Origin of the sequence: Pedobacter sp., from assembly GCF_965227205.1 — a bacterium.
Taxonomy (GTDB): domain Bacteria; phylum Bacteroidota; class Bacteroidia; order Sphingobacteriales; family Sphingobacteriaceae; genus Pedobacter.
Genome location: NZ_OZ245727.1, coordinates 1723362 through 1736236, shown reverse-complemented (window position 1 = coordinate 1736236; position 12875 = coordinate 1723362). Strand labels below are relative to the sequence as shown.

The window sequence follows — 12875 nt, the reverse complement described above, 5'->3', positions numbered from 1 at the left end:
ATAGATTAGCTAACCGCTGGTATTTGCCAGCGGTTTTTTTATTTTACAAGTATCTCAACCACCATTTTTGGTGCGTTTCCTTATATTTTTTAAACCATTTACATGGATAATAAAGAGATGCAACTACTGTTATCCATATTGCATAAACAATCCATAAATTGTAACCGAATGCAACCGGACGAAACCAAAATGGCATTTGAACAATTTGTGCAGATGTATTGCCTTCGAGAAAGAATAGCGCTATCAGAATTATATGTAATAAGTAGAAATGTATTATGTAATAAAAGAATGGTACCGAGCCATATACAGAAAGCACTTTGCTGGCCTTATTTCTTACATCTTCAAATAATGATAATAGAAGCAGCGCTACACCAATTGTAATGCTTGTATATTGTAACGAAGGCGGATACTTACTTACATTAAAAAACGATAACAGGTTTTTAGCTAAATCGTGATATTCTTTTCTTGGTGATGGATCGCCGTAAAAACTTAATAGCCTTAAGGCAACAAAAAGTACCAATGCTAGTGCGCCGAAATTTAGTAGGTTTCTGTTTCTTTTTATTGGGTTATAATCTTTGCTAAACCATTTGCCGGCCGCATAACCCAAAAACATAATGCCTGTCCAAGGTAAAATTGCATAGAAAACGCCAACAAAATGGTTATTTCCTAATGGCAAAACAGTTCCGAAAGCAGTAAAAAATACTTTTAAAACAATTGAAAGATTTTCGTCTTTTGGAACTGGAAATAGATTGAATAGGTTATGTCCGAATACTAAGATTATACCTAAAACAAGTACTAATTTATAAGAAATTCGGCTGAAGATTGCCAGAAATATCATGCTACAACCAATTGCCCAAATTACCTGAAGTATTATAAAATTGTACATTGGGTTAAAGGTTAATCCGAGTGTAACGATTGCTATTTCCACAAAAATTAGCCATAAACCTCTTTTAAGAAGAAATGAACTTGCTTGCGCAGCAGTTTTATTTTGTGCTGAGAGATAAGCTGAAAGTCCGGATAGAAACACAAAAGTTGGTGCACAAAAATGAGTAATCCACCTTGTAAAAAATAAAATTCCAGATGTTGTATCAGGATTTAGTGGATCACTAGTCATTGCATCAATATGAAAGAAATCTCGGGTATGGTCTAAAGCCATAATTATCATAACGAGGCCTCTTAGAATATCAATCGAAACGATCCGTTTTGATAAAAGCGTTTGGTCAGCATTCATTTGTTTGGTACTACAATAAGTTTAGGGATGGTTAGATTTGCCTATTGTAGTTTTAAAGATACATTGTTTTAGATAATTGTAAGAAAATATATCAGGAAAAAAATCGCTTTTGTGTTGAAATTCAAATAATTACGATTTTATTCCTAAAAGGAGTGTTGCGAGAATTGTTAATAACTCTATCTTTCGAAAGTTGAAGCGATTTAAAAAAATAGCATTAAAGTAGATTTAAGGTCATTTTGTTGATTATTAGAGTGTTAATAAAATTTATAAATTATGTTAGTAACGCTATAATTTAATTTTTTAGGTTTATATAAGACTTTAATCATTCCTAATCTTATGGTTTTCAGATTGTTGTAGTAATATCTGCGGTCAAAGCCATACAATAATTTTCAAAATGCCTAAACTGTACAATACACCGGGAGTTTATGTTGAAGAAATAAGCGCCTCATTGCCTGTAATTCATCCTGCAGAAACGGCAATTCCTGCGTTTATTGGGCGTACAGAATTTAATAACCACCAGGATAATGCCAATAATATAGCTACAAAGCCTATAAAAATTTCGTCATTTACTGATTACGAACGTTATTTTGGTAATGCAAGCTCAGAACATTTAATTTTCTCTGTATCTATTATTGATACTCAAACTGAAACATTTAACCGACAGTTAGAGCTTGATGTGGATGAGAAATCTGTGAGCGGAGCATACATGTATTATGCCCTTCAAATGTTTTTCGGAAACGGAGGTAATTCATGCTATATTGCTTCATCTGGAGATTATTCCAGTTCTTTTGATGACAGTTGTGGACAAGCATGTCTTGATGCTGTTGCACAAATTGATGAAGTAACCATGATTGTTTTTACCGATAAGCATATCAATAAAAGCGAAACTTCATCAGGCTATAAATACCTGAACGATTTAGCTTTATCTCAATGCTACAGATTAAAAGATAGAATTGCAATATTTAATTCCTGGGTTGATTCCACAAAGCCAATAAATGATTTAAAGATAATGCGCAACGATGTTTCCTCAGAAAATCTTAAATATGGATGCATGTATTACCCTTGGCTTCAATCTACATTAAAATATGAGTATGATGAACATAAAATTTATATAAAGCATTTGTTAAACGATAATTCTGGAGCTTTTGAAGGTAAATCGCTAGCAGAACTAAAGGAATCTGAATTATACAGTCTAATAAAAGATGAGCTTAGCAAATGCACAATTGATTTACCACCTGCGGCTGCTATAGCTGGAGTTATGGCAAAAATGGATAGAGATAGAGGTGTTTGGAAAGCACCAGCCAATGTTGCAGTTAATCAGATTAAACTACCATGTGTAACTTTAACAAACAATGAACAAGATCTTTTTAATATTGATGTAGATGCTGGTAAATCAGTTAATATAATAAAATTTTTTGCAGGTAAAGGCACTCTAGTTTGGGGTGCAAGAACGCTTGCGGGAAATGATAATGAATGGCGATACATTCCGGTTCGTCGCTTTTTCAACTTTGTTGAAGATAGTATTAAAAAGGGTATAGAGTCTTTTGTTTTTGAACCTAACGATGCAAACTCATGGGTAAGAATTAAAACTATTTGTGAAAATTTTTTAATTCAATTGTGGAGAAATGGAGCTTTGCAAGGAATTAAACCAGAGCATGCTTTTTATATAAAAATCGGACTCGGTGAAACGATGACTGCGAGAGATATTTTGGAAGGGAAAATGATTGTAGAAATTGGATTGGCTCCTGTTCGAACGGCTGAATTCATAATAATGAGAATGGAATTGAAAGTGAATTAAAATTTTTGGGTTTTTATTGAACCCGATTAACAAACATATTAATCTAATTAAAATCTTATGATCTCAACATCACCTATCAGAACTAAGGCAAGTAGATTAAAAAAAATGTTGCCTGTAAATCAATTTGAGGAAATAATTTTTCAATATAATATGATGGAGAAAAAACCAACGAATTATATGTGTTCTGAAGATTGTTTTGAAAACATTATTAATGATTATGAGGCCTTGGTTTTCTACATCACCCATGGGTTTAAGCCAAATTGGTTGTCGAAGGAAACGTTATTCGAACCAAAAAGTATTTTACTGTCTCTTTATTCTAACTATGCAAATCTGTTTGTTGAGTTTATCCGATCTCTAAAAGATGATAGCAATCTTTTAACAAGAGTTATTAAGCTTATCGACAGGAATACATTTTACTCTAACTGTAGTTTTCATTTGGAAGTAAATAGTCACTCTGATTTTGCGAAAATGAATATGGATTGGTTATTCAAATCATCTATCGTAAATGGTGAACAATAAATTTCTTTAATCTTTAGCAAATTTTTATTGCTAAAATATCCTTCCATAAGCATTGCTTGTAATTTCTTTGGTACGTATTGAAAAAACGATTTAGGAATGCCTTAATTGCCTTTTTTGATTTTGATCTTCAGAAAATTTTAATATATATTTGTTTTAGTTCTAACCGGAATATTTTTTACTCGAGCGTATATATCAAAGATAATAATATCAATCGCTTGCCCTTTTCTGTAAGAACAACCTAAAACAAATACACAAAGAATAATTATGAAAAGAAGAACTTTTATTCAAAACACAGGCTTATTAGGTGCTGGTGTTGTGGCCTCAAAATTTTCTTTTGCCGCAGAATTAGCACCAGAATTTCCGGTAGTAAGAGTTGCTGAAGGTAAAAGACATTTTAAAAGTAAAGCAGTAGATAATGCAATAAAAACATTTCAAAGCAAGGTTAAAAATCCTGAATTGAATTGGTTGTTCGAAAACTGCTTTCCGAATACTTTAGATACTACAGTTTATTATTCAGAGAAAAACGGCAAACCAGATACTTATGTAATTACTGGTGATATTGATGCAATGTGGCTGCGTGATAGTTCTGCACAGGTTTGGCCTTATTTACAATTTGTAAATGAAGATGAGCCATTAAAAAAATTAATTGCTGGCGTTATTAGTCACCAAACACAATGTGTTTTAAAAGATCCCTATGCCAATGCATTTTATGGCGATCCGAATAAGGTAGGTGAGTGGAAAACCGACCGTACTGATATGCAGTCTGGCGTACACGAAAGAAAGTGGGAAATCGACTCACTATGCTACCCAATTCGCTTAGCCTATTTTTACTGGAAAAAAACCGGAGATAAAGCTCCGTTTGATGCCAATTGGAAAAAAGGTATTGAAGCAACTTTAAAAACTTTTAAAGAGCAGCAACGTAAATCAAATAATGGTCCGTACCATTTTCAACGTAATACCACTCATCCAACAGATTCATTACCAATGGCAGGTTATGGCTTTCCGGTAAATCCGGTTGGATTAATATGCTCAGCTTTTCGCCCTAGTGATGATGCGACTATTTTTCCATTCCTTATTCCTTCAAACTTCTTTGCCGTAACAAGCTTAAGACAAGCTGCAGAAATGATTAAGTCTTTACAAAGTGATGCTGCTTTAGAAAGTAACTTGTTAAATCTTGCTGATGAAGTAAGTGCTGCTATTCAAAAACACGCAATTGTGAACCATCCTAAATACGGTAAAATTTATGCTTTTGAGGTTGATGGTTTTGGAAGTACTTATTTAATGGATGATTCTAATGTGCCGAGTTTATTGAGTTTACCTTATTTAGGTGCAGTAAAACTTGATGATCCGATTTATCAAAACACAAGAAAGTTTGCACTTTCTTTAGATAATCCATATTTCTTTAAAGGAACCGCAGCCGAAGGTATTGGCGGTCCGCATGTTGGACAAGATATGATTTGGCCAATGAGCATCACTATGAGGGCTTTAACATCTACCGATGATAAAGAAATTAAGTGGTGCATAGAAACTTTACAAAAAACACATGCTGGTACAGGCTTCATGCATGAAGGCTTCCACAAAAATGACCCAGCCAAGTTTACACGCTCTTGGTTCGCATGGTCTAATACTTTATTTGGTGAGTTACTCTGGAGAACTTACAATGAAAAGCCTGCTCTATTAAAAGTTTAATTGTTAGCCCGTCTTCAATAAAATGAAGCGGGCTTTTTTATTTAATTTTTAATAAATCGATTTAGAATAATCTCATCGCTAATTTTATCACCAATACCAATTTTTTACCATTTGATTTCCAACCAAAATATAATCATCTAATGAAAAATCAAACCAAGCAATTTCTTTATGTAATGCTGTTGTTGCTATTATCAGGATCTGCAAAAAGTCAAACCTTTACCAAATATGTAAACACATTTATTGGAACAGCACCTTTAACTGATCCAAAAATTTTGGGTTATGAATTACCTAAAGGATGGCGTTCTTGGGCGGGTTTAACTTTCCCTGGAACATCTTTGCCAAATGCGATGGTGCAGTTAAGTCCGATGACGGAATATGGATCGGGTGCAGGATATGAATATGAAGATGATATAATTTTAGGTTTTACACACACAAACAAAGGGCATTGGAATTTGTGTAATATTCCAATTTTACCAATGTCAAACCCGGGTGAAAAATTTGGTTCAAAATTTTCTCATAAAAACGAAAGTTCTGCGCCTGGTTTTTATCAGGTTTATTTAGATGATTATAATGTAAACGTAAGTCTTACATCAACTTTAAGAGCTGGTTTTCACAAATATGAATTTAAGAATAACGCTAACAGACAAATCCTTTTCGATATGGGAAAGGCAAATAGTCGTGTATCAACCTGGAATATCGAACAAGAGGGTACAAATGTAATTAAGGGTTTTCAAGGCGGAGAGAATGTTTATTTCTATGCAATTATCAATACAAAAATAGATAAACTGCAAAAAACTGAAGAAGGTAAAAGAACCGGTTATGCAATTGCTTATTTGGCCGATGGTAATGCTACTCCTGTAGAACTCAAAATAGGTTTATCTTTTGTAAGTACAGAAAATGCAAAAGAAAATTTGCTTGCAGAAATTGGGAAAAAATCTTTTGCAGAAGTTCGTAAAGAGGCAACTTCAAAATGGGAGAAAATATTGTCATCTATTCAAGTTAAAGGTGGAACTGAAAAGCAAAAAGTTATGCTTTATTCATGTTTATATCGTTCATTTTTATGGCCTGCTTTGAGAAGTGATGTAAACGGTGAATTTACTGATGCAAATAGAAAGGTTGTTAAAGCAGATTTTAACTATTACACAGAGCCATCTTTGTGGGATACCTATAGGAATAAAGATGTTTTGTTAGGCTTAATTTCTCCTGATGTTACGCTTGACGTAATAAAATCGATGAAAGATGTAGGAGATAAGAAAGGGTTTATTCCAACCTTCTTTCATGGTGATCATGGTTCTTCATCTATCGCAGGTGCTTATCTTCGCGGTATCGATAATTTTGACATCAAAGGCACTTATCAAATTCTATTAAAAAATGCCAATACACCGGGTGGTGCTCGTCCGCATGTTGAAGAATATATTAAAAAGGGTTTTATTTCCGATCCGGATATTCCGAATCCGCAAGTAGAAACTAAGGCTGCTGCAGGTGTCTCTAAAACATTAGAATATTCTTACGATGATTACTCGGTTGCACAAATTGCCAAGAAATTAGGCGATACTGCAAATTATAGAATTTTAATGGCTCGTTCTAAAAACTATAAAAATATGTTCGATCCATCAACAAGATTTATGCGTGGTAAACTGGCTGATGGATCATGGATAAAGCCATTTAATCCACAGTTTCCGTATTATGAATATATGTACAGAGAGGCGAACGCTTGGCAGGTTTCTTTCTTTGCGCCGCATGATATGCCAGGATTAATAGAACTTTATGGCGGACCAAAAGGCTTTGAATCAAAGCTCGATTCTTTGTTTACCGTACCATGGAATCCAAATTATATTGCCCGTAACGTTGAAACAATGATTGGACAATATTGTCATGGTAATCAACCCGATCACGAGGCTCCTTTTTCTTATCATTTTATTAATAAGCCAGAAAAATCTCAGAAGATTTTAGATACGATTATGAATACTTTGTATGGTATTGGTGATGAAGGTTTAGCTTTATGTGGTATGGACGATGCAGGCGAAATGTCATCATGGTATGTTTTCAGCTCACTTGGTTTATATCCGTTTTCGGCAACTGATGCAGAATATATTGTTACAGCGCCACTTTTTGATGAAATTAAATGGAGAACAAGCAATGGCAAAACCATTACCATTAGCAAACCAAATAAGGGACGAGGATTAACCTCGATAAAAGTGAATGGAAAGGTAAATAATGGTTATTTTGTTTCTCATGATTTATTTAAAAATGGTGGTAAAGTAGAAATATTGACCAATTAACAGCACTTTTTAACTGAATAATTAAGCCTTTGAAATATTTGCAAAGGCTTTTTTTATTTTATGTATTTAAACATCAAAGAAATTTTACATATTGAGGGTTGTTAATTTATTTAACAGCTTAATTTTATTAAGTTAGTAGAACTAATTGCCCCTATGCCTCTAAAAAATATTCTGCATAATGAAACCAGTTATATGGAATGGAACTCCTTCAAATCGGGGGATTGGAATGCATATATGCAGCTTTACAACACGCACTTTAAGGCACTTAACAACTATGGTTATAAATTTACCAAGGATGTTAGTTTAATTGAAGATGCCGTACACGATTTATTCGTAAATCTCTGGGCCAAAAGAACGCAGTTAGGAGATCCTGTTTCGGTTAGAAACTACCTTTATAAATCTTTAAGAAATCTTTTATTCAGAAAGATGGAAAAACAGCAACGTTTTGTAAATATCGATGCTGATGAAGATTATCCATTCAATTTTGAAGTTTCTTTCGATACGGTATTAATTGAGGATGAATCTGAAAAGGCATTGCAAAAGAAAATACGTGATGCTGTACAAAGCTTACCTGCCAGACAACAAGAAATTGTTTATTTGCGATTCTATGAAGGTTTGAGTTATGAGGAAATTGCCGACATCATGAATTTAAATATCAGTTCAACATACAAACTTCTATACAAGGCTATCGCAAAACTTCAGGAAAAAATAAAACTCGCTGATTTGCTTATTGTATTATGCCTTTTGGCATCGAAAAAGGCACTTTTAGAAATAAATTAATTTTTCTTTAAAAACGAAGGGATAATTTTGGGTAGTCCATGTATATAGGGAGTATAATATCTTTCATAATATGGATTTTTCTAAATATACAAGCTACAGTTTCGAAGATTTTCTTAATGATGATGAATTTTTAGCATTCGCTATTGAGCAAAATTCTGCTGATGTTGAAGCATGGAACAAATTTAGAAATGATAATTCACAAAGAAGGAAAGTTGCCGAAGCTGCGTTTAATACAATCATTTCTTATCGCAGCCAAAAAACATTTTATAACGAAGCTGCTCAGACAAAGGTTTTTGATAGAATTACAGAATCAATTTCCCTAAAAAATCATAAACCGAAAGTTTTCAAGCTTGCTCCATATCTAAAAATAGCAGCAGTGTTTGTACTGGTATTTTTATCATTTATTCTTTACAGAACACTTACAGCAAATCAAATTCAAAAAACCGATTTCGGTAAAATCAGAACGATTGTTTTGCCTGATGGCTCAGAAGTAACGCTTAACGGAAATTCTGAAATTAAATACGCTAAAAATTTTAAAGACGGTGTAAGAGAAGTTTGGATAACTGGAGAAGCTTTATTTAAGGTTAAACATTTAAATATCGATACCAATAACATTACTCCTGAAGAAAAATTCATTGTTCATTGTAGTGACATTAATATTGAAGTTTTAGGAACCATTTTTAATGTAAGAAACAGACATGAAAAAACGACTGTCGGTTTGTTGAGTGGCAAAATCAGAATTGATTATACTGATGTAGCTAAAGTTAAGAAACAGTTCGTTATGGCACCGGGCGACTTTGTTAAACACGTTGAAGGTACAAGTTTAAAGCATGAAAAATTATCAGATACCGAACATTTAACGGCTTGGGTAAATCATCAACTGGTGTTTAAAAATGCTACAATAGAAGATATGTGCTTGGTTTTGGAAGATGATTTTGGCTACCAGGTTAAGGTAGAAGAAGGCCTGAAAAAATTAAAAATTGAAGGAGAGATAAATGTGAATAGTGTAACTGACTTACTTCACATTCTTGACACAACTTTGCACTTAAATATAGAAACCACAAATAAAAATATTACAATAAAACAATAACCATTCGGAGTTTAAGCGCTTGAACGCTGAATGCAACAAATCAACTAAACAACCAACTAAACTAAACAGATTATGAGAATACTCTACCTTAGCAAGGCAGTGAAATACTGCTGTCTTACTATGATGTTCTGCGCATGTGCCTTGTTTTGCTCTGCTCAACTAATGGCCCGAAACGTTGTGCATAACAAAAAGGTTAATAAAGCGCAAATTCCAGGAGAAAATAAAATTTCGCTCAAAACTGCCATCGAACTTATCAAAACTAAGTTTGATATTAAGATTGCCTACAAAGAAGGTATTCTAGAAAACAAAATCAGCAACGCTTTCCAAAGTCAGTTAAATATTGCTGTCGATGCAAAAACAGCCTTAGCATTAAGCCTAAGCGGTTCATCACTTGATTTTAGCAAAATTAACGAAGCTCAGTATATTATTATGGATGCAAGCGATAAGTTTGCTGATGTAATTAAAGGAACGATTACTGCTGCAAGTGACAATACACCACTGGTTGGCGCTACAGTATACATTAAGGGAACTAAAACTGGCGCATCAACAGATGCTAACGGGCAATTTAGTATTACCATTCCGGCTAATTTAAAAGGACAGCCAATTGTTTTAACCATCGCATCAGTTGGTTACGAATCTATTGATTTACCAGTTGCTAATCCAGATGTTCCGGTATCAATCAAACTTCAGGAAAGCAGCAGCAGCTTAAATGATGTTGTAGTAACTGCCTTAGGTATTAAACGAGATAGCAAGGCTTTGGGTTATGCTGTTACAGAAGTAAAAGGTTCTGAATTTACTCAAGCCAGAGAAAATAACATTGCAAATGCATTAACAGGTAAGGTTGCTGGTGTAAATGCCACCGGACTATCTACTGGTCCTGGTGGTTCTAGCCGTGTAATTATTCGTGGTAATGGTTCATTTAACGGAAATAACCAACCTTTATACGTTGTAAATGGTATGCCTATTGACAATACGGTTCCAGGTGGAGCTGCTACTACCAATACTTTAGCAACAAACGTTGATAGAGGTGATGGTATCGGAAGTATCAACCCTGATGATATTGAAACCATTACAGTATTAAAAGGTGGAACAGCTGCTGCACTTTACGGTTCTCGTGCAAGTAATGGTGTTATTTTAATTACTACCAAAAAAGGTGTTAAGCAAAGAGGTATCGGTGTTGAATACAACACAACTTATACTATCGAAAACGCAATTAACGATAACGATTACCAATACGAATATGGACAAGGTTTAAATGGTGTAAAACCAGCGAATCAAAATGATGCAATTGCAACGGGCCGTTTATCGTTCGGAGCTAAAATTGATAACTCGATGTATATCGCTGCCGATGGTTTAAGTCACCCATATAGTGCAGTTAAGGATAACATTAAGAATTTCTATTCTACAGGTACAAACTTTACCAATACCGTAGCTTTTTCGGGTGGAACGGATGGTATTGTTTACCGTTTATCAGTTGCTGATTTAGACAGTAAAGGTATAATCTCTACAACAAGATTCAAACGCCAAACGGCTAATCTAAATATCAACGCAAGAATTAACGATAAAATTAAGGTAGAAGGTTTAGCTCAATATAATCTGGAGCGTGGTTTTAACAGAACACTTGCTGGTGATGCCTTAGGTAATCCAAACTGGACACCTTACGAGGTTGCCAATACGGTTGATGTAAGATGGTTAGCGCCAGGTTATGACACAGCTGGAAACCAAACGCCATGGAACGATGCTGGTATTGCTACAAATGGTTACTTCGTGATGAATAAATATCAGGAGAACGATACTAAAAACCGTTTCATCGGTCAAGGTTCGATTACATACGATATTGTAAAAAACTTCAGCTTAAAGGGCGTAATCAGTCGAGATTTTTATAATTACAATTATGTAAATATTTTGCCAACAGGCGATGTTTACATTCCAAACGGACAATATTCGGGTATTAAATCTGATGTTTCTGAAACTAACGCATTAATAACCGGAAACTACAAAACACGTATCGCGGATAAAATCGGAATTTCAATTTTAGGTGGTGCAAACAGCCGCAGATTTGAAAACAAGCAGTTAAATATGGATGGTGCAACATTTACCATTCCGTTTTTCTATAGCTACAAAAATCTTGCAACGGCTAGTACAATTCCAACGCATCAAAGAATTAGAACAAATTCGATTTTTGGTTCAGCAGATTTTGATTATAAAAGTATTTTATACTTAACCTACACGGCGAGAAACGATTGGTTTTCTACTTTGAGTCCTGAAAATAACAGCATTTTATACCAAAGTGTTGGCGGTAGTCTAGTTTTATCTGATGCTTTAAAAATGCCTTCATCTATCGATATTTTTAGATTAAGAGCATCTTGGGCTGAAGTAGGTGGCGGTGCCGCTGACCCATATAAAATCAACTTAACATATAGCAATGTTCCAAGCTCGGGTTTACCATTGCAAAATGTTACTACAAACGATATCACCAACCAAAATTTAAAACCTTATACATCTACAACTTACGAAGGTGGTTTCGAATTGAAAATGTTTAAAGGCAGATTAGGCTTAGATTTTACCGCTTACAGTCGTAAAACAACAAACGATATCTTAAACGCGGCAATATCATCAACCTCTGGTTATAATAATGCCGTATTAAACGTTGGTGAATTAAGCAATAAAGGTATCGAGTTCTTAATAACTGGTAGCCCAATTTCTAAAGAAAAATTTAGCTGGAATATCAGTTATAACGTTTCTTACAACAAAAGTGAGGTTATTAAACTTGTAGAAGGAACGAATAGTTTCCAGGTTGCCAATTCAGTGGGTAACTGGGGTTACATTAACCAAACCGTTGGAAGTTCTTATGGTACAATTGTAGGTACGAGAATTTTAAGAAATAACGCCGGACAAATCGTTTACAACGCAACAACGAATCGCCCGGTGGCAACAGGTTTACAAGAACTTGGAGATGGTGTTCCGCCATTAACAATGGGTTTAAATCAAGATTTCAGATTGGGTAACTTCACATTAAGTTTCCTTGTTGATGGAAAGTTCGGTAATAAGGTTTTCTCTGTAAAAGAAGTTTACGCAACTCGTTTAGGCTTAATGAAAAGCACTTTGCCTGGTCGCGAGAATGGTTTAGCTATAAGCGGTGTAGACCAGGCTGGAAATCCATATAATTCTGTAATTCCAGTAAGTGGTTTAAGAGCTTATTATAACGATATGAGGAACTATTCAGAGCTTTTTGTTCACGATGGAAGTTTCATCAAATTACGTCAGGCAATCTTATCATACAACATTCCTGTAAAAGATTTCAAAATGCTTAAAATACAATCGGCTAGCTTATCTTTTGTAGCGAGAAATATTTTAACACTGTACAAAAAAACCGATACGTTCGACCCTGAATCGAGTTACACCAATGGTAACGCACAAGGTTTCGAATCTATTGGTTTGCCAAGAACACGCACCTTCGGTATGAACTTAATGGTTAAATTCTAA

8 protein-coding genes are annotated in these 12875 nt (G+C 34.4%); 7 read left to right on the top strand and 1 reads right to left on the bottom strand.

All coding sequences use genetic code 11. The features are described from left to right. Positions 1–43: 43 nt before the first annotated feature. Positions 44–1231: a DUF1624 domain-containing protein gene (locus tag ACO05K_RS07480; RefSeq protein ID WP_421943825.1), complete on the bottom strand. Its 1188-nt coding sequence runs from the start codon at positions 1229–1231 to the stop codon at positions 44–46. A gap of 394 nt (positions 1232–1625) precedes the next feature. Here ACO05K_RS07480 and ACO05K_RS07475 point away from each other — a divergent pair, with 394 nt between their 5' ends. The 7 genes from ACO05K_RS07475 to ACO05K_RS07445 all read left to right on the top strand — a co-directional run bounded on the left by ACO05K_RS07475 (position 1626) and on the right by ACO05K_RS07445 (position 12875). After that, complete coding sequence (locus tag ACO05K_RS07475; protein ID WP_421943824.1) at positions 1626–3029, top strand: phage tail sheath family protein; 1404 nt, start codon at positions 1626–1628, stop codon at positions 3027–3029. 57 nt (positions 3030–3086) lie between these two features. Beyond that, on the top strand, positions 3087–3548 hold the full coding sequence (locus tag ACO05K_RS07470) for a hypothetical protein (RefSeq protein WP_421943823.1): 462 nt from the start codon (positions 3087–3089) through the stop codon (positions 3546–3548). A gap of 264 nt (positions 3549–3812) precedes the next feature. Further along, positions 3813–5237 carry a glycoside hydrolase family 125 protein gene (locus tag ACO05K_RS07465; RefSeq protein WP_421943822.1) on the top strand — a complete coding sequence of 475 codons (1425 nt, stop codon included), beginning with the start codon at positions 3813–3815 and terminating at the stop codon, positions 5235–5237. 140 nt (positions 5238–5377) lie between these two features. Further along, positions 5378–7519, top strand: coding sequence for a GH92 family glycosyl hydrolase (locus tag ACO05K_RS07460; RefSeq protein WP_421943821.1), 2142 nt, complete (start codon positions 5378–5380; stop codon positions 7517–7519). A gap of 192 nt (positions 7520–7711) precedes the next feature. Next, entirely contained in the window at positions 7712–8299 is a 588-nt protein-coding gene (locus tag ACO05K_RS07455) for an RNA polymerase sigma factor (RefSeq protein WP_421943820.1), read from the top strand. A gap of 70 nt (positions 8300–8369) precedes the next feature. Beyond that, positions 8370–9389, top strand: coding sequence for a FecR family protein (locus ACO05K_RS07450; RefSeq protein ID WP_421943819.1), 1020 nt, complete (start codon positions 8370–8372; stop codon positions 9387–9389). A 72-nt stretch (positions 9390–9461) separates the two neighbouring features. Next, positions 9462–12875 carry a SusC/RagA family TonB-linked outer membrane protein gene (locus ACO05K_RS07445; RefSeq protein ID WP_421943818.1) on the top strand — a complete coding sequence of 1138 codons (3414 nt, stop codon included), beginning with the start codon at positions 9462–9464 and terminating at the stop codon, positions 12873–12875.